The sequence below is a fragment of the Mesorhizobium sp. M2A.F.Ca.ET.067.02.1.1 genome (assembly GCF_004023285.1).
Classification (GTDB): Bacteria; Pseudomonadota; Alphaproteobacteria; order Rhizobiales; family Rhizobiaceae; genus Mesorhizobium.
The window spans coordinates 16,795-35,262 of sequence record NZ_RZSB01000001.1 but is presented as its reverse complement, the minus strand read 5'-3'; the positions used below and the strand labels follow the sequence as shown (position 1 = coordinate 35,262).

Sequence of the window (18,468 nt, the reverse complement as noted above, 5' to 3'; positions counted from 1 at the left end):
TCATCTTTTTGTCGGCTCGTGGGGCTGGTCCTGTGCAGCAATGCGTCGATGGTTTACTTCGCTTTGGATTCGCTCCGTGTGGCAGTCGTCACGACGCTGGCCTGTTCGCTGCTGCTTCAGGCCGGCTACTTCGGCTGCGTGCTCTTTTTCGCGGACGTCGATGATCTGTAGAACTGTTCATTCGCTCCGCAGAGGGCCGGCGAATCCAATCTCTTCCTAAGCCCGTTGGCCGTAATCGAAAGACACGGGGCCGGCGAGTTCGTGCTCAGCTGCCACTGTGCTAGCAAGGGAACGGAATCCAATCCCGGAGCAGATGGCCAGAGTTGAGCGAAGACTGCGGTCGGAGCTCCTGCGCTTCCGGGTCTCCAAGGGGACGACTTTGCGAACCGAAGGGACTTTGAACCGTTGACGTGGCCGGCGTGCGGTAGGTTGGGCCAGCGACAGGGATCCCAGCCGGCCGGGAAGCACCGCCCTCTCAATGTGCGTTGACTTCGCTTCCTTTGGCGAAATGTGGGTAACGGCGAGGGCCGCACTCTTCCCGGGCCGTCGACATTCCCGCCCTTTTGGTGCGTGCGCCGTTAGGCGCGACAATTCGGTGCCCGCGTGTAACTGCGCGCATTCGCCGAAGCTTAGACGTGGCATTCCCGCTCGCCCGTTTGGCGGACAGTTCCGGCCGTGCTGGTTTTGCCGCCTAACGCCCGCCGCTCGTCACTGCCACACCCCTCTCCGGCAACGGCTCGGCGCATCGCGCAAGCCGATTTAGCGATCAGGCCAGGCCCTTCGCGAGTTCCAACGCCTGCCGTTCGAAGAGGCGGCGGTAAATGCCACCATCGAGATTGATCAGGGCGGCATGATCGCCGTCCTCCATGATGCGGCCACGGTCGAAGACGAGCAGCCGATCGAGCGAGCGGACCGTCGACAGCCGGTGTGCGATGACGAGTGTGGTTCGGCCCACCATCAACCGATCCACCGCTTGTTGAATGAGCACCTCGGATTCCGAATCGAGGCTCGATGTGGCCTCGTCCAGAATAAGGATCGGCGCGTTCGCGAGGAAGGCGCGCGCGATCGCCACGCGCTGGCGCTCGCCGCCGGAGAGCTTCAAACCCCTTTCGCCGACCAATGTCCCATAGCCCTTCGGCAGGGGCGCGATGAATTCGTGGGCACTTGCCAGTCGTGCCGCTTGCTCGATCTCGGCCTGGCTCGCGCCAGGCCGTCCATAGGCGATGTTCTCGGCAAGCGACCTGTGAAACAGGATCGGCTCCTGCTGCACGATCGCGATCTGCGAACGAAGGGACTCTTGGGTCACCTCGGAGACGTCCTGACCGTCTATCAGGATCCGGCCGCCGCTCAGGTCGTAGAGTCTCTGGATCAGCTTCACGAATGTTGTCTTGCCGGAACCGGAGGGTCCAACCAACCCAACCCTTTCGCCAGCTTCAATCGACAGCGAACATTCGCTATAGAGCGGCAGGGGATGGTTGGCGTAGCGGAAGTGGACGTTCTCGAAATCGATACGGCCCTTCGTGATCCGGATCGGCTTGGCCTCTGGACGATCGGCAACATCCACGTGCTGATTGTGGATGGCCACCAGTTCTTCCATATCATTAACCGAGTGCTGCACGTTGCGGACATGCATGCCGGCATCACGCAGATAGCCCTGCAGGACGATGAAGGACGTGAGAACATATGCTATCTCGCCCGGCGTTGCCTGTCCATGCGACCACAGAAGCAGGGCATATCCGACCACCGCCACCCTGAGCGCAACCAAAGTTACGCCTTGGGTTGAGCCGATGATCGTTCCGCGCACCCAGCTCCGGCGCGCGCGGTGCCGCCATTTCGTCATGATATTTGCAAGCCGCTCGTCTTCGCGAACCTCTGCGCCGAAGCCCTTGACCACAGCGTTGCAACTGACCGCGTCCGCAAGCGCGCCGCTGAGCCTTGTGTCCCATCGGTTGGCAAGGCTCGCCGCTGGCGCGACATAGCCGAGCGACAGCGAAATCGAAAACGCAAGGTAGACGAGAGAGCCGCAAGCAAAGATCACGCCCATGACCGGCCAGTGCCAGCCGAGCAGCACCGTCGAGCCGATCAAGATGACAAACGACGGGAGCAGCGTGACGAGTATCGTGCTGTTGAGGAGGTCGAGCGCCCACATGCCGCGCGTTATCTTGCGCACTGTCGAGCCGGCGAAGCTGTTTGCATGCCAGTCTGTCGAAAAGCGCTGCACATGATGGAACGCTTCGGTCGCGACGTCGGAAATCATTTTCAACACCAGGTCGCTCAGGCCAATGAAGGCGACGTGGCGCATGGCAATGCCACCGAGTGCCAATGCAATCGGTACAGAGAATGCTGCAACAGCTGAATCCGAAGCTGGTGCTGCCGCATTAGCAGCACGAGAAACAGCGTCGATGAGTCGGCCAGAATAGAGCGGCATCAACACGTCAGCCAGCGTGGAGGCGAGCATCGCGGTCATTATGATCGCGAGCCGGGCCGGCTGCCTGTTCCAGAGGCGAACAGTGAAGGCGAAAACTTCGCGACAAGTGGCGCCGCGCCCATGGACGGGGAAACGTTTCATAGTTTCCAAGCGGGCGCATCAACACGCTCCGTCCCAAAGACGTTAAAAGACAAAACTGGAATCTCGACCTCCCCCATAACAGCATCAATTTTGGCGGGCAGCTCCTGCCGCCTCACGATGGTGAGGTTCAAAAGTCGTGCCAACCGAGCGGGAACAGCCGAAGGGCAAATTCAGCAGGTTACCGAGCCTGGAGAAAGTCAGCCGCGATCCAGTCGAATACTATTGCTTCGGCTGCCCAACTCGGGAGATTGGAAAAGAGGGTCGATGTATCGATTGAATTCTAAATTGTTCCTGCCTCGATCAAATAAGTACAGGCAATGCAGCTCTCTCAGGCCCGAGACTTAGGTGCTGATTTCAAAAGCGCGCCGCGAATACTTTCCTGCCCATATTCCGTCAATCGAATGCTCGACTGTCGGATTGTGCGCTCCCCGACACAGTGCTGTTCGGTTCGCCTCCTGGGTACCTCCCCAGTCGATTGACAACCTGAAGAAGAAGCTTCGCTCGCAAGCTGGCACGACTCTTGAAGGTACTCCAGGTGGCGGAAGGAACTCCGGCTCGGTCCCGTTGACTTCGCATGTTGCGAGGCTGGGCTGGAGCAAACTTTGCACCAATGAGAACGCAATGAAGGAGGCATCATGGAACTCCCGCGGATTGCGGTCGAGTTAGACCTATTCCTCGAGATGACTGATGATATCGCTCAATCCGAACAGTTGTTCGAACGGATGTCTGCGTTTGCGCTGAAGTTCGATTGCCCGTGGATTGCCTATGGCCCGCTCGCATCAAAACAGGGGGTTTTCAAGCCGAACCGAGAGGGTTCTGTGGTGATGTGGAATTATCCTGCTGAATGGCAGGAGCGCTACTCGAGAATGGGCTATGCCAAAATAGACCCACTCATCAAGAAAGGTCGAAAGGAGGCGGGGCCCTTTCGATGGAGCGAGGTGTATACCGATGAAAGCATAACTGAAGATGGACGCCGCGTCTTGGACGAAGCAGCAACATTCGGCTTGAGGTCAGGCGTTACCGTCCCATTACATGGCCCTGGTGACAGCTTTAGGTTTGTGAGTTTTTGCTCAATCCTCGGACTGCGAATTGCAGAATAGAACGATCACCTACCTGCAAATGGCCGCGCTGCGGTTTCATCTGATGGTTACGAGGTTCAACACTACGACTGCGTCGGAACAAATTCATAACCTCTCTCCGAGAGAAATACAGTGCATTGATTGGGTGTCGAAAGGAAAATCGTCATGGGAAATAGGAACTATTTTAGGCAGATCACGAAATACGATAGATTTCCATTTAAAAAATGTAATGCGGAAGTTGGATGCGACCAGCAGAACGGTAGCTGTTGTAAAAGCTTTGAAACTTGGGATTATCGAACCGCCGTAGGTGCGCAGCTAGTTCTCCGCCCGTAGTAGCGCGCGTGATAGCCGAGACGCTCCGGCGTGCGCTCGCTCTTCGAAGCATCCAGCGCCTCGTCCATCTCGGCCTCGAGCACCTCCTGCATCACGGCGCGAATCACCTCGTGCAATCCATCCGGGTTCGAAAGCAAAATGTCGTTGACGCTGCTATGGCGGATTTATCTTCAGGCTTGGTCCTGGTGGCGATGCTGAGTTCGCTTCGCTGAGATTGGGCGGTCATGACAGGGTGGTGTTCAATGTCACCGATTCCTGGAAGAAACTACCATCCGTATTAAGCGACTGACGATGAGTGATGTGTGTCCAAAATCTGACAGCCGTCAGAAAACATGTCGGGTTCAATACAGCGGAGCGTCTTAGCCCTGTCGGGCTTTTCGAAGCCTATCTCGCAGTAACTGCGCGCCAGGCGCACTAGCTCGGCCTTTGCTGGTCGATGTGCGGCAATATAGTGTGAGGGCTGACCCGCATGAGAACACGGAACTCGCTCGATGAAGGATGATCGACGGCATCCAGAAAGCTTCTCTCCGGCGGGTTCGAGGGTGCTGCGCGCGCATCTCGGCGACGGGCCAGCGACCAACGGTTGAGGCTACATCTCCGGAGCGAGTGATGCCTCGAAAGATGCAATGCTGTCTCTGGTCCGACGCGCCGGAAGTTTGTGAAGGGTCGGCCCGGCAAATCGGTGAACCGGGCGGCTTAGGCTGCCAAAAAGGGTAGATGGCTGCGTTGCCTCGGTAGATCAGCAGGCGGTATCAGAAAGCCAAAGGCACACGCACACCATCGTGGCGCTTCGCAGGAAGTAGATGGGAGTAATCACCAGTGATTTTACCGGAACTTCGCTCAGCAAACACAGCCGGCAGGGTTTTGGAGATAACGACGACCACGGGATGCGTCGTAGGATGTTCATATTGTCCCCAGGACAAGTTCGCGGTCCGGCAAAGAAAAGTGTCTCATGCGAGTCATCTGGATCTTGAAGATTTCAAGCGGTGTCTGGCCCGCGTACCGACTTCCGTCGACATTGGTTTTGCGGGATACTCCGAACCTTGGCTCAATCCGGACTGTACCGAAATGGTGGAGCACGCCTTCGCCAAAGGCCATGGCATCAGGATTTTTACGACGCTGGTGGGAATGAACGGGCAGGACCTGCAGCGATTGCAAGCCTTGCGCTTGGGCGTATTCGTGGTCCATGTTTTCGATGACGGCACCTACATGAACAGCCGCCTGGTCGGAGACAAGTATCGCGATCTGGTTCGTCAACTCGTCGACGCGGACATCCCCTTGATCCGATTCGTGGCCTTGGGCGAGCCCCACCCAGATATAGCCGACATTATTCCTACCGAAGCCCTGATAAAAGCGCGGCCGGTGAGCAGTAGGGGTGGAAGCGTCGACCCTAAGATCGTTGCACCACGTCAGCCAGTGGTCGGAGCCCTAACCTGCGTGGACGCACGACAGTATCGGAATGTTCTTCTTCCAAACGGCGACGTTACCCTGTGCTCTATGGATTTTGAACGGCGTCACGTATTGGGCAACCTTCTATATGAGGGTTACTCCGCTCTGTTTGAAAAACCAGTTTTTCGCGAAATCGTCGACCGCATGAATGGAGCGGATGGTTTTCTGCTTTGCAGGATGTGTGAATTCGCCGACCCAAACGACCGGACCTGAGTGGATGCCGGCCGAGAGGGCGTGCCGGCAGTGCGGATGGCCCCACGACACATGCACCTGCCCGCGACGCCATCGCATTTCGCGTGACGCCAGCATGATTCCGTAGGCGCGGCAGTGGACCCCGAGGCATTTCGGAGACGAGCTCATCGAAAGGTCTTCGCCTTCCAACCGAGCTTGTCGGCCTGCCTGGCTTGGGGTAACGCCGATCACAGGTCAACCTCGGTCGGACGGAAATAGCGTTCGTCGATCCCGATCAGCGCTTGGTTGCTTACTCACGGCCCACCTCGTCAACGCCTTTACCCTCCCAGACTATCTCCTTTTCGACTCGCCTGAAGGCAGCAGCCCCAGCTGCGGCCGGGGATGGTTGCCGTCGCGGTGTCGGGCGAATTGAGAAACTGACCCCCTGACGAAATGAAGAACTGACCCCCTCGGTTATGAGAGGAGGCATGAATGACGATTGGGATTTCGGCGATTCCTGCATTGTCGAGAACGATGCAGGGAGAGGAGATGCTTCAGCCTGAAGAGGTGGCAGCGATGCTGCGGCTGCATGAGCTTGGCTGGGGAGCGAAGCGGCTGGCGAAGGAATTCGGGTGCGCGCGCAACACGGTGCGTCGGTATCTGCGCGAAGGCGGGACTGTTCCGTTTCGCAAGCCTGTGCGGCGGAGCGCGTTTGACGGGCTAGACGATTGGCTGCGGGAGCGCTTCTTCCGCCATGGTGGCAACGCCGATGTGGTGCGCCAGGAACTGGAGAGCGAACATGGGATCGTCATAGGGCTTCGGTCGGTGGAGCTTCGGGTGCAGGGTTGGCGTCGGGAGTTGAGGGTGCAGAAGCGCGCAACGGTTCGGTTTGAGACGGCGCCGGGACATCAGATGCAGATCGACTTTGGCGACACGCGGGCGTGGATCGGCGGCGAGCGTGTTCGGGTGCACCTGTTTGTGGCAACGCTGGGTTACTCGCGTCGGCTGCATATCCGTCCCTCGCTTCGGGAGCGCCAGGCGGACTGGTTGGAGGGGATGGAAGGAGCCTTCCTTCGCTTCGGCGGGGTTCCAACGGAAGTGCTGTTCGATAATCCGAAGGCGCTGGTCGAACATCACGATGCGGCGACGCGGGAGGTGCGCTTCAATGTGCGGCTGCACGCCTTTGCCCGCTACTGGGGATTTACGCCACGGGCTTGTGCGCCCTACCGGGCGCGTACGAAGGGAAAGGACGAACGCGGGGTCGGCTACGTCAAGCACAATGCGATTGTCGGCCGCCGGTTCGAGAACTGGGCGGCGTTCGAGGCGCATCTGGAACGGTGGACGCGCGAGATTGCCGATCAGCGTGTGCATGGCACGACCGGGGTGGCTCCTGCGGAGCGCTTTGCCGAAGAAGCCATGGCGCTTCGCCCTCTGGGCGGACGGGCGCCGTTCGGGCAACTGCGGGATCTCGTGCGCAAGGTCCAGGCAGACTGCGCAATCGACCTGGACACGAACAGTTACTCGGTTCCCTGGCGGCTGATCGGGGAGAGCGTCCAGGTCGTGGTGCTGGGCGGCCGCGTTATCGTGCGTCATGCGGGCGAGGTGGTGGCGGATCATGCGTTGTGCCGCGGACGTCGCCAACGGATTGTCGAGCGCGCGCATCTTGCCGGCGTGGTCGGCGCTGCTGCGCCGGTGCGATCGGCGCCGGTGGATATCGTTGCGCCTTCCGCTCTGTTGCGGCCGCTGGCGGAATATGAGGCACTGGTGGGAGGCAGCTGGTGATGACGACGGTCGATCACGAGATGCTGGTTGGCTCAGCTCGACCGGCTGAAGCTGACCGCGATCCGGGACCAGCTCGATACGCTGCTGGACGAAGCGGCGCGTTCGCAGATGATCTTGCGCGAGGCTTTGGCCTTCCTGGTGACCCACGAGATCGCGCGGCGCGACGAGCGGCGCATCTCTATGGAAGGCAAGATCGCGCGGTTCCCGTTTGTGCGCGAACTCGATGGCTTCGACTTCGACGCGCAGCCGTCGCTGGATCAGCGCCAAATCCGGGAGCTGGCGACCTGCCGCTGGATTGCCCATGGCGACACGGTCCTGTTCCTTGGACCTCCGGGTACGGGCAAAACACATCTGGCGGTGGCTCTCGGGCGCGAGGCGATCCGGCAGAACCATAGCGTCCAGTTCGTCACGGCGGCCACGCCGTGGCGATGCTGGCCAAGGCCAATGACGACGGTTCACTCGAAAAGCAACTGACGACCCTGTCGCGGCCGAAACTGCTGATCATCGACGAGCTCGGCTATCTCCCGTTCGAAGCCAATGCCGCACATCTGTTCTTCCAGCTGGTGTCGCAGCGTTATGAGCGGGGATCGATCCTGATCACCTCCAACCGCTCGGTGGGCGAATGGGGCAGCGTGTTTGGCGATCCCGTGGTGGCAACGGCGATCCTTGATCGCCTGCTTCATCATTCGACAGTGATAACGATCCGTGGCGACAGCTACCGGCTTCGCGAAAAGCGTCGTTCCGGCCTATTGCAGAAGGCCGGAACGACGCTCGGTACCAACGAAACCGCAAAACAATGAGGGGGTCAAATCTTCAGTTCGCCCAGCGGGTCAAATCCTCACTTCGCTTGACACGCGGTAGTGGACGTTCTCGAAACCGATGCGGCCCTTCGCCAGCGCGTCTCCCGGTTGCTTCCGCCTGGCTTACGAACGGGCTTTCCGTCAAGGGCGCCCGCGGCGGCCCGCCCTCTTGACCCGGCGGCTCGGGGGCCAATCATCTCGCGAAAGAGATCGGAATCCGCAGTCTTCTCCAAGAGAGCGCGGCTTTCGCTGTGTCATCGGTCATCAAATAGTTTCTTGAATCAGGTTGGTGTCCGCAGCCCGAGGTTGAACGGCGAATATTGATGACCGCCGCGAAGCCGCTGGCTCGCTACGGCGCTATTGAGGAGCGCGCTCGCGAGCGGCTTCTCGCTACCGCCGAGCTACACAACCTCTGGCGACGCGACCCCGCTGATCTCCTGGGACTCATCCATTGTCCGGAGGCGCTATGGGTAGCGATGGGTGGGTACGTCAACTACCTGATGCCATAGTATCCATGCTTTCGCGGAAGCTTTAGAAGCCATCTTATTGCAGCACATTCTCCGAAGGCGCCTGAATGGAGGGCAACGCAACCTAATAATAGTCGATGAGGATCCCAGCAACAAATCTGCCTCCGGCATTCCGCTTCAATGTTAAGCGACGAACATCTGCCGCAAACCACTAGCCATTAAACAGCTCTCTTTTTTGAACGTCTATGTGCAGAGGACTTAATATGGACACCGACACTTTCACGGCTCATGAATCTAACGTTCGTCGTTATTGCCGGGCGTTCCCCACCGTCTTTACGAAGGCCCTTGGGGCGACGATCTGGGACGAGACGGGTAAGCCCTTTATCGATTTCCTGGTGGGTTCCGGCGCACTCAACTACGGGCACAACAATCCGGATATTATGGCGCCAGCGATTGAATATCTCGTCGGGGAGAACATTCTTCTGTCGCTTGATATGCATACGGCGGCAAAGCGCGACTTCATTGAAGGGTTCGTCGATTGGATCCTGAAACCCAGAGGCCTTTCGTACAAGATTCAGTTTCCTGGGCCGACCGGCACGAACGCCAACGAAGCGGCGCTCGCGCTGGCGCGAAAATACACGGGCCGCTCGAGCGTCATGGCCTTTACGAATGCGTTCCACGGCATGTCGCTCGGCTCTCTAGCGGTGTCGGGCTCGGCCTCAACCAGGGAACTGGGAGGCGTTGCTCGCCACGATGTGATCCGTGTTCCCTATGACGGTTATCCGAACCAAGCATTCGATTCCGCCAGTTACATCGACAGCGTTTTGAGCGACCCGGGGAGCGGCATAGAAAAGCCTGCCGCAATCATTCTGGAGACCATCCAGGCAGAAGGCGGCATGAACGCCGCATCCGCAGCTTGGCTCACGGAAATTCAGCGCATTTGCCGTACTCACGGCATTGTTTTTATCGTCGACGATATTCAGGCGGGTGCGGGCCGAACTGGCGATTTCTTCTCATTCGAGTCCGCGAAAATCGAACCGGATATTGTGTGTCTTTCCAAGTCACTAAGCGGTTCAGGTAGTCCGCTGTCCATCGTTCTGATTCGACCCGACTTGGACATATGGAAGCCCGGAGAACATAGCGGGACCTTCAGAGGCAACAATTTCGCCTTCGTGACGGCAGGAGCCATGTGCAAGATGTGGTCGGATAGGAAATTTACTGCAGGTGTCGAGCGGACAGCCGTCAGGCTGCAAACGCACCTCGATCGCCTGGTTGCGAAACTTCCAAGATACATCGAACAGAAGCGCGGCCGCGGTCTGATGGCCGGCCTGAAATGCCGTTCACCGGCAGTTGTCGGCCGCGTGCACGATGTCGCATTCGAAAATGGCCTTCTTATCGAATCCTCGGGGCCAAATCGCGACGTTATCAAAGTCCTCCCACCGATAACCATCACCGATGCCGAACTCGATCGTGGCATCACCATACTTGAACACGCACTACAGGAGCAAGACAATGTCTAGTCAGATATCTCAAGTGCCAGCCATCTCGCCGGTTTCGATCAAAGAACGGACCGGATCGATCAACACGTCGGAGATCATCTCGGTCCTGAAAGGTGAGCTCACCGCTCTGCACATCAAGCAAGCTTTCAGCACCGAAGTAGCCGAGGAGATCACTACGAACTTTATTGGAAGCTCCGGTCTCAGAGAGCGTAAAGATGGTGTGCCCGGACAATATGTCGGCGCATCTCACTACAGAAAGGATGCAGCCACCTATTTCGCAGACGCCGAAAACGCGCGGCCGTACGTCGATGCCCTTTTTAAGAATTTGGTTGACCCGGTTCGAGCAGTATTCGGGGCGTTGAAGCGAGAGCTTCACAACCAGGGAATCGAATTGCGGCTAGCCCGTTCCGAACACGGCCAGGCCAATGTTTGTCGCGGCCTCAGTTGGTCGGGCACAGGCACCTTTTCCTTGGATCCCCACGACGACGTCGCTCAAGTCTTACGTGCTGGCGATGATTACGAGCTTTCTGCGGTGGCGCACAATACGGTCGCAGCGCTCAACCTCTATCCCAGCATGCCTGAGCAAGGCGGCAATCTGAAGCTCTGGAGCCACAAGCCGACGGTTGCGGACCGGATATCGCAAGGTGTGGAGACCACTGGATATCCCTATTCGGCAGCCTATCTGGAGGCCGTCCCTTACCGCGAGTTCGAGCTCAAAACTGGGGATATCGCCCTAATCGATGGCGGCTTCGTTCACGGGGTTACCGGTCAATCAGGCGACGGAAAGCGTCGCCTGGTGCTGAATTGCTTTTTCGGATTTGCCCGGCCTGACCTTGTTCTCTGGTGGACCTGAAGTTGGACGTCGCACCGTAGACCTTGATCAGCATGGTCGACGAGGCACATCTCGACGAATTGCGCCAGCTGCGGCTGGTGCGGGCGCTGGCGGTGGGCATCCAAGAGAACCGGCTTGAAGCGATCCGTCTGCGCGAGCTCACGAAGGAGAGCCTGAGGGCATTGGCCGCCTGAGCACCGCCCGTGTGTCCGCCGCTCCGCTAGACGGCGGCTGCGCGGCGGACACTCAACGTCACCACTGAATGCCACGCCATTTTAGCAGAACTTGACGCACACAACTCACCAGGCGACGCCGCATCGCAGACTGCAGGGCGCTCCAGATGGTTGAGCCGGAATCTTCTCGTCCATCACGCGCGCCACCTCCTGTTGACCGGTGCGCGAGGCTGCTCTCAGATTTTGCAGCCGCCGATGGGCCGAGGACTCCACGACATAACGCTCGTCTACGCCAACCTCGCCGAGGTTCCGGCGCACTCTCAGCTTTGCCGCATCAGGAGCGTCTCTTCGGCCAGCGCCTGCCATGGTGGCATCTGCGCGGTCTTCGCATCGTACGGTTTGAGATCGAACTGATATGGTGTGCGCTGGCGCAGCATGAACCCCTCCGATGGCGCGTGGTCGGCCCTGGTGCTGTGCCCCGAACTATTCGGCCGTTCCGTCCTGCAGCAAGTCACCAAGACCCCAAAGTACTGGCGTAGTTGCGCCACGCGATTCAGACCGCGCCCGCAGCGGAAAACCTCCCGGTCAGCCTTCTCGATCACCTCATGAATGTGAACACAACCCCGGCCCGAGGATGCGATGGACGAAAACTCGCGTTCCGCAGGTCCGTGGGCGTTGTGTCATCGTGTTGTTCACACTGCGAGGCCGCATTCGTGGGTCGACTATGAGACCCGGCAGCCATAACGGGATTATTGGCGCAATCCGGGCTCAGCGGCCTTACATTACAGAAAAGACCGAGACTCTAATCGTCGCCTGACGACACTTCGGCGGCGCTCACCGCTTCCTCTAGTTCGATGATCCCGAGGCTTACCGCCTTCATAGCAGCGACCGTTCTGCTGCCCGTGTCCAATTTCCGCATTACGTTTTTTATGTGAAAATTCACAGTGTTTTCGGACCTGTTAAGTATTCGTCCTATCTCCCACGACGATTTCCCTCTGGCTGCCCAGAGTATGCACTCTATTTCCCTTGCGGAAAGGACGGGCACTTCTTCGAGTTGGGGGCGTTCCATAATCCCTTCTCCGCAACCGTTTGCACCGAATATTGCGAGCGGCGCACAAAGCTGCGGCTAAGGCTCGGCGCGCCGTCCTTGGCAGGTCGGCATTAAAGCTTTAGCACGGAGTTTCCCCTCGGTGAATTATCGGAACGTAAAATTATATTGATCTTTATATTGCGCAACTTCAAAATGGTGAAACATCTTATATTCTGGATAGTTGTGAATGGGATTACCGAAAGTCTGTCCGACGCAGTTGACAAGGTGGGCTTGGCTCTGGCCAACCCGACGGGAGGACGAACATCTCCCGGGCAATCCTTTCGACTTGCATTGGAAAATCAACCTCACTTCCGGTCCTCGTCGCTTGAATCGGCGGTCCTCGCGGTCGCGTGTATGTCGCGTCCGAGGCCTTCTTGGAACCTGCCGGATGCCACATGCCAAGGGACAACGCGGTGTCGACCGGCAGCTAACGCAGGGCCAACAGTGTTGCCGGAATGGCGGCAGCTCAAACGGTTAGCGTAGCGAGAGTGTCACATAGTGCCACCGAAACTATCGCCAACCCGAGCCCACTCCAGAGAGTTTGAAACTTGGTCGTTGATAGTCGCTCAAGCGTAAGCGCTGTTCCGGTGGCACCTTTCGCTCGTGGTCGTGAGGAACGATGTTCGGAGCCTTTGAGGGCTTCGACACATGACGATTTCAGAGCTTACACTTAAATCCAACGATCCTGAGCCCGCGCGCCGTTTCGAGGTGTTCACGGGTTCCGGTCGGCGGCGCGAATGGTTGCCGGAGGAGAAGGCTCGGATCGTTGCGGAAAGCTACGATGCCGGCGAGACCGTGAGTGCGGTGGCCCGGCGATATGCATTGTCCCCGCAGCAGCTGTTCGCCTGGCGTCGGGCCGCCCGTCAGCCTTTGGCGGAAGCGCCGGCACCGGAATCGCTATTTGTTCCGGCGGTGGTCGCAGCGCCGATGTCGGAGCCGGCGGCAAGGCGGATGCCGGAGCAGCGGAAACGGAAAGCCGCCCGGGATGCCGGCGTGATCGAGCTGGAGATCGATGGCGTCGCCATGCGGGTCGGCCGTGGCGCCGACGCCAGGACGGTGGCGGCGGTGATCCGTGCGCTGAAAGCGCCGTCGTGATCGGGCCGACGGGCGCGGTCAAGGTCATGGTGGCGACAAAGCCAGTAGACTTCCGCAAGGGCGCGGAGGGCTTGGCGGCGCTCGTGCGCGAGACGATGGGCGCCGATCCGTTCAGCGGCGCGGTCTATGTCTTCCGCGCGAAGCGGACTGACCGGATCAAGCTGATCTTCTGGGACGGCACCGGCGTCTGCCTTTATGCCAAGCGGCTGGAGGACGGCGAGTTCCGCTGGCCGAAAGTCCATGACGGCATAATGCGGCTGACGGCCGCGCAGCTGTCGGCGCTGCTCGAAGGTCTCGACTGGCGGCGGGTCCATGAAGCCCGCCGGACCCGCGTTCCGGCGCAGGCAGGCTGATCCGCGACCAAGTGAATCAGCCCGGATTCCACTGTCGCCCGGCGTTGACGAATATGGTCTGATCCGCTCATGGCGATAACGGCTGACCAGCTTCCCGACGATCCGGACGCGCTGAAGGCGATGGTCCTGGCGCGCGATGTCGAGAATGCCCGGCTGATCCAGATCATCAAGGAATTGCAGCGTCACCGCTTTGGCCGAAGAGCCGAGACGCTTCCCGAGGATCAGTTACTGCTGGGGCTCGAAGAGGCCGAACAGATTGAGGCCGCCGGCGAGGAAGAGCAGGAACAGACCGCTCCTTCTGAGCATCAAGCAAAGGCTGCGAAGCGCCGGGCGAACCGTGGCGCGCTGCCGGTCCATCTTCCGCGCGTGGAGATGGTGGTCGACATCGAGGACCATGCCTGTCCGTGCTGCCGCAATGGCTTGCACCGGATCGGCGAGGACGTGAGCGAGCGGCTCGACATCGTTCCGGCGCAGCTGCGTGTGATCGTGGTGCGCCGGCCCAAATATGCCTGCCGCGCCTGCGAGGACGTTATCGTGCAGGCTCCGGCACCTGCGCGGCTGATCGAAGGTGGCCTGCCGACCGAGACCACCGTCGCGCAGGTGCTGGTCTCTAAGTATGCCGATCATCTGCCGCTCTATCGCCAGGCGCAGATCTACGCCCGGCAGGGCATCAATCTCGATCGCTCCACGCTCGCCGACTGGGTCGGCCGCGCCGCTTGGCACCTGCGTCCAGTCCACGAGCGACTGCTGGCGAAGCTGAAGTCCTCGCCGAAGCTGTTCGCCGACGAGACCACAGCGCCAGTGCTCGATCCCGGCCGCGGCAAGACGAAGACAGGCCAGCTCTGGGCCTATGCCCGAGACGATCGGCCATGGGAGGGAGCCGACCCGCCGGGCGTCGCCTATGTCTATGCGCCGGACCGAAAGGCGGAGCGACCGATCGCTCATCTCGCGGGCTTTGCCGGAATCCTGCAGGTCGACGGATATGGCGGCTATCGCGTGCTCGCCGACAAGAGCGGCGTCGTGCTCGCGTTCTGCTGGGCACATGTGCGCCGGCGCTTCTACGAACTCGCCGCGGCCGGTCCCGCGCCGATCGCCAGCGAGGCGCTCCGGCGGATCGCTGAACTCTACAGAATCGAAGATGACATTCGTGGACGATCCGCCGAGCAGCGCCGTGCCACGCGCCAGGACAAGAGCCGCCCGATCGTCGTCGATCTCGAGCCCTGGCTTCGCGAAAAGCTCGGGCTGATCAGCCAGAAAACAAAGCTCGCCGAAGCGATCCGCTACACGCTCTCGCGCTTCGATGGCCTCTCGCGCTTCCTCGACGATGGCCGCATCGAGATCGACTCCAATACCGTCGAGCGGTCGATCCGCCCGATCGCGCTGAACCGCAAGAACGCACTCTTCGCCGGATCGGATGGCGGCGCCGAGCACTGGGCCGTCGTCGCCTCGCTGATCGAAACTTGCAAACTCAACGCTGTCGAGCCGCTCGGCTACCTCGCCGACGTCCTCACCAGGATCGTCAACGGCCACCCCAACAGCCAGATCGACGATCTCCTGCCGTGGGCCTACATCCGGGCTCCCGCGCTCAGGGCTGTGGCCTGAGGACACCGCTTACGCTCAAGCGCTGAGGCTCACGCGTGTTAGAGGCTCTCGAATGTGTAGTATTTGAAACCTCCATTCACCTGGCCGATGAGACGTTCATACGGCATCTGATTCCGGCTCAGATCAGTCTGGCGATACGGTCCATGATCGAGAGTCGGCTTTCGCCACAGTATTCTCACCGGGCGCCTGCACTGATGAGGCACGAACCGTCTTCAACAGTTCGTCTCGCGTCAGCCAAACGAGCCAATCGTCGTCATCTATCCCGTGCGCGGGCAAGTGCAGGACTGATCCGTGTGGCTCCTGATGTAGATACCCATACTGATCGACAACGCCCTTTTGGATGTGCCAATCGGCAACCAGCGCATAGATGAAGTCCGGCGACCATTTAGCCCAGGCTAGTCCAAATGCAATGCGACCGATAAAGGTAGAGAGACCGCGGCCTCTGAAGTCCTCGCGCAACCAGATGTCGCCATGATAGGCGACCAGCCCAGTCATGCTGCGGCCAGTGGGCGCATCGCAGCGAGACGAGGAACCAGACCCGGCTATGAAGGTAGGATCCGCGAACCAGGCTCTCAACGACCCAAGGTGCTCAGCAACGTCTGTGTTGGATAGATGATATAGACGCATTGCTTGTACATGCGCTACTCTTCCATACTGATCACGCCCGACGATCCAAAAGGCCTTTCCAGGCGGAAGATAAGAACAGTCGGGACGGAAGCTTGGATACGTCGGTGACTTCCCGGGAAGTCTGCTGGTGATCCCAACGTACTCTTCAAAATCTTCGCCCATGGTAATGTGAAGGCCCATCTTGCGCCCCAACTCGTCTGCCGCACAGATGCACCTCGCAAGCTCTAGGGTCGTGACGTTGCTCTGCATGCCGATGCACCCTTCAGTGCGCTGAACACACGGTGACTTCTAGAGCTTGCGGGAAAGCACTGATACTACGGCATCTAGTAGTTGACGCGTCCGCTTATAGGCGGGAATGACTTTTAGCATGACGAACAGCAAGCGCACGGAACATAGGATATCCTTCGGGATCGTCGCTCGTCCGAGCGCCACGCCGTTAAAGGCGGGCCGCACACGGTCTCGCCAGGGGTGGCGTAACGTGCCGGCGCGAGCTGGAAGAAGATCGGCTAGGTCGCATCGGTGCGATGACTGCAAGATAGCGGCTAAACTTGACGAAATTGCTCACGCGGCCGTCTCGACATTCATTCCGCTTGTCATCCTAGCTGATTCTCGGCCTCTTACCAACTACTAGGGTGTAGTGTGGATTTCCTACGGCACCATGACGTATTTAGCTGCCTGACGAGTGATCCTCTGCTGGGGGGGCCTAATATTGCCCGTTATCCCTCGTCTGAGCATCATGTGAATAGGGGGAGGCTTGTGTGGTTTTCGATTATATCGTGATCGGTGGCGGTTCCTCTGGATCCGTCGTAGCGAGCAGGCTCTCCGCCGATGGACATCGCGTACTGCTCATCGAAGCCGGTCCTGATACGCCCCCGAATGCCGTCCCTGATGACATCTTGGAAGGCAATCCAACACGTGCTTACTTCAATCCTGATTATCAATGGCCTTTACTCGACGCGACCACAGTCCGGGATGGCCGCAAGCCCATTCATTACGAGCAGGCCCGGGTGATGGGCGGCGGCTCCAGCATCAATGCCCAGGTGGCCAACCGCGGTGGTCCCGAAGACTACAATGACTGGGCCTCGAGCGGTGCAGCGGGCTGGAGTTGGGAGGAGGTTCTACCCTACTTCCGTCGCCTCGAATGCGATCTGGATTTCGGCGGCGAATTTCACGGCAAGGCTGGTCCGCTGCCGATAAGACGGGTGCGGCGATCAGACTGGTCCGGCTTTATCCGAGCGGTATCGAGAGCGTATGAAAATGAGGGTATTCATTTCAGGCCGGACTTCAATGGTGGTTTTGGTGACGGCTACTCCGTCGTTCCCTTGACCAACCGAAACGGCCACCGCGTTTCCGCTGCGATGGCCTACTTGTCCGAGAGCGTCCGCTCTCGACGCAATTTGACAATCTTGCCGGCAACGACGGTTGTGCGTCTGGCCTTTTCAGGCCGCACCGTCACGGGGGTCGAGACGGAAAACAACTTCGGCCAGCAGTCGTATCTCGCTTCAAGTGTGATCCTCTGCGCCGGAGCTGTCCACTCCCCCACCATATTGATGCGCTCCGGGGTCGGCCCGGCCGAGCAACTGACAAATCTCGGTATTCCGGTTGTGGCAGATGTAAGAGGTGTGGGCCAGAACCTTCAAGAACATCCAGGGATCGCCGTTTCTGCGTATTTGAAACCAAGCGATCGCATGGCGCCCAATGTGAGCGGCCACATCCAGATGCACGCCCGTTACTCGTCGGGCTACAATGGGTGCCCGTCGACGGACATGGCAATATCGGGAGTTGCGAAGTCGGCCTGGCACCCGCTGGGCAAGCGCCTCGGCTCCCTCTATTTGTGGGTCAACCGAGTTTACTCGACAGGAACGATCGTGCTCAAGGATCGCTCTCATACCGTAGAGCCGCAGGTAGATTTCAACTGGTTGAGCGACAAGCGGGACGCCGATCGACTGAAGCACGGCTTCTGTTTCATGGCCCGCCTACTGAAGCAGGATTCCCTGTCGGCGGTCGCGCTTGACCCTTTTCCCTCAGCTTGGAATGCACGAGCGAAGCAGGTCAGTAAGGTCAATTGCGTTAATTACGGACTCACCTCGGTGCTTGCTTTGCTTATGGACAGTTCTCCACGCTTGCGCCGCGCCCTCATTAGTCATGTCATAACCGATGGTCATAGCATTGCAGATCTTATCAAAAACGAGGAGCATCTCGACCGATTTGTCCGACAGAATGTGACCGGCAATTGGCACCCGACTTCGAGCTGCAAGATAGGGCAAGCCTCCGACCCTGCTGCGGTGACTGATCCGTCGGGCCGGGTTCGGGGCGTTTCGGGTTTGAGGATTGCCGATGCTTCGGTGATGCCGTTCTGCCCCCGGGCCAATACAAACATTCCAACGATCATGGTGGCTGAGAAGATGGCTGACGCAATTTTAAAAGAAAACCGGGAATCACCAGCGAAAAGGTGATCAAAAAACTTCTTGTGGCCGGATTCGTTTTTGGCCAAGCGAATCGAGGTTTATGAGCTGCCAAATGCCAGACAAGTCCCGAAGAGGTAGA

General features: G+C 59.1%; 14 protein-coding genes and 3 pseudogenes. 13 read left to right on the top strand and 4 right to left on the bottom strand.

What is annotated here, in order from left to right:
- Positions 1-48 precede the first annotated feature (48 nt).
- The gene (locus EOA28_RS00135; protein WP_245467838.1) at positions 49-171 is read left to right on the top strand and encodes an exopolysaccharide production repressor protein; all 123 of its coding nucleotides are present in this window, start codon (positions 49-51) and stop codon (positions 169-171) included.
- Positions 172-766: 595 nt separating this feature from the next.
- On the opposite strand, the gene EOA28_RS00130 is transcribed toward EOA28_RS00135, so the two are convergent.
- Entirely contained in the window at positions 767-2,569 is a 1,803-nt protein-coding gene (locus EOA28_RS00130) for an ABC transporter ATP-binding protein (protein ID WP_128314337.1), read from the bottom strand.
- 635 nt (positions 2,570-3,204) lie between these two features.
- On the opposite strand from EOA28_RS00130, the gene EOA28_RS39845 reads away from it, so the two are divergent.
- A complete protein-coding gene (locus EOA28_RS39845; protein WP_245330126.1) occupies positions 3,205-3,669 on the top strand; it encodes an autoinducer binding domain-containing protein in 465 nt (154 codons plus the stop codon).
- 19 nt (positions 3,670-3,688) lie between these two features.
- The gene (locus EOA28_RS39840; RefSeq protein WP_348630899.1) at positions 3,689-3,955 is read left to right on the top strand and encodes a helix-turn-helix transcriptional regulator; all 267 of its coding nucleotides are present in this window, start codon (positions 3,689-3,691) and stop codon (positions 3,953-3,955) included.
- A gap of 16 nt (positions 3,956-3,971) precedes the next feature.
- Here EOA28_RS39840 and EOA28_RS00120 read toward each other — a convergent pair.
- Positions 3,972-4,207 (bottom strand): annotated as a pseudogene (locus EOA28_RS00120) (transposase); the annotation flags it as partial.
- Between the two features lie 719 nt (positions 4,208-4,926).
- On the opposite strand from EOA28_RS00120, the gene EOA28_RS00115 reads away from it, so the two are divergent.
- The 6 genes and pseudogenes from EOA28_RS00115 to EOA28_RS38545 all read left to right on the top strand — a co-directional run bounded on the left by EOA28_RS00115 (position 4,927) and on the right by EOA28_RS38545 (position 11,175).
- Complete coding sequence (locus EOA28_RS00115; protein ID WP_224571099.1) at positions 4,927-5,643, top strand: SPASM domain-containing protein; 717 nt, start codon at positions 4,927-4,929, stop codon at positions 5,641-5,643.
- Positions 5,644-6,093: 450 nt separating this feature from the next.
- Positions 6,094-7,383, top strand: coding sequence for an IS21 family transposase (gene istA / locus EOA28_RS00110; protein WP_128314336.1), 1,290 nt, complete (start codon positions 6,094-6,096; stop codon positions 7,381-7,383).
- Positions 7,383-8,183, top strand: a pseudogene (gene istB / locus EOA28_RS00105) (IS21-like element helper ATPase IstB). Before istA ends, istB begins: the two are co-directional and overlap by 1 nt.
- 730 nt (positions 8,184-8,913) lie before the next feature.
- Positions 8,914-10,170, top strand: coding sequence for a diaminobutyrate--2-oxoglutarate transaminase (gene ectB, locus EOA28_RS00100; RefSeq protein WP_095489412.1), 1,257 nt, complete (start codon positions 8,914-8,916; stop codon positions 10,168-10,170).
- Positions 10,163-11,002, top strand: coding sequence for a hypothetical protein (locus EOA28_RS00095; protein ID WP_095489413.1), 840 nt, complete (start codon positions 10,163-10,165; stop codon positions 11,000-11,002). Before ectB ends, EOA28_RS00095 begins: the two co-directional genes overlap by 8 nt.
- 32 nt (positions 11,003-11,034) lie before the next feature.
- A complete protein-coding gene (locus EOA28_RS38545; RefSeq protein ID WP_189341863.1) occupies positions 11,035-11,175 on the top strand; it encodes a hypothetical protein in 141 nt (46 codons plus the stop codon).
- Positions 11,176-11,956: 781 nt separating this feature from the next.
- Here the strand turns inward: EOA28_RS38545 and EOA28_RS00090 are convergent.
- Positions 11,957-12,202: pseudogene (locus EOA28_RS00090) on the bottom strand (helix-turn-helix transcriptional regulator); the annotation flags it as partial.
- 690 nt (positions 12,203-12,892) lie between these two features.
- Between EOA28_RS00090 and EOA28_RS00085 the strand changes: the two are divergent.
- The 3 genes from EOA28_RS00085 (at position 12,893) to EOA28_RS00075 (ending at position 15,294) form a co-directional block, all read left to right on the top strand.
- Positions 12,893-13,339 (top strand): transposase, encoded by a 447-nt coding sequence (locus tag EOA28_RS00085; protein WP_128314335.1) that lies wholly within the window; start codon positions 12,893-12,895, stop codon positions 13,337-13,339.
- Complete coding sequence (gene tnpB / locus EOA28_RS00080; RefSeq protein WP_120019134.1) at positions 13,336-13,692, top strand: IS66 family insertion sequence element accessory protein TnpB; 357 nt, start codon at positions 13,336-13,338, stop codon at positions 13,690-13,692. The genes EOA28_RS00085 and tnpB overlap by 4 nt, the downstream gene beginning before the upstream one ends.
- Before the next feature lie 69 nt (positions 13,693-13,761).
- Positions 13,762-15,294 (top strand): IS66 family transposase, encoded by a 1,533-nt coding sequence (locus EOA28_RS00075; protein ID WP_128314334.1) that lies wholly within the window; start codon positions 13,762-13,764, stop codon positions 15,292-15,294.
- Between the two features lie 123 nt (positions 15,295-15,417).
- Here the strand turns inward: EOA28_RS00075 and EOA28_RS39835 are convergent, their stop codons facing one another.
- A complete protein-coding gene (locus EOA28_RS39835) occupies positions 15,418-15,789 on the bottom strand; it encodes a hypothetical protein (RefSeq protein ID WP_245472857.1) in 372 nt (123 codons plus the stop codon).
- Between the two features lie 890 nt (positions 15,790-16,679).
- Between EOA28_RS39835 and EOA28_RS00065 the strand changes: the two genes are divergently transcribed.
- Positions 16,680-18,377, top strand: coding sequence for a GMC family oxidoreductase (locus EOA28_RS00065; protein WP_095489416.1), 1,698 nt, complete (start codon positions 16,680-16,682; stop codon positions 18,375-18,377).
- The last annotated feature ends 91 nt before the right edge of the window (positions 18,378-18,468 follow it).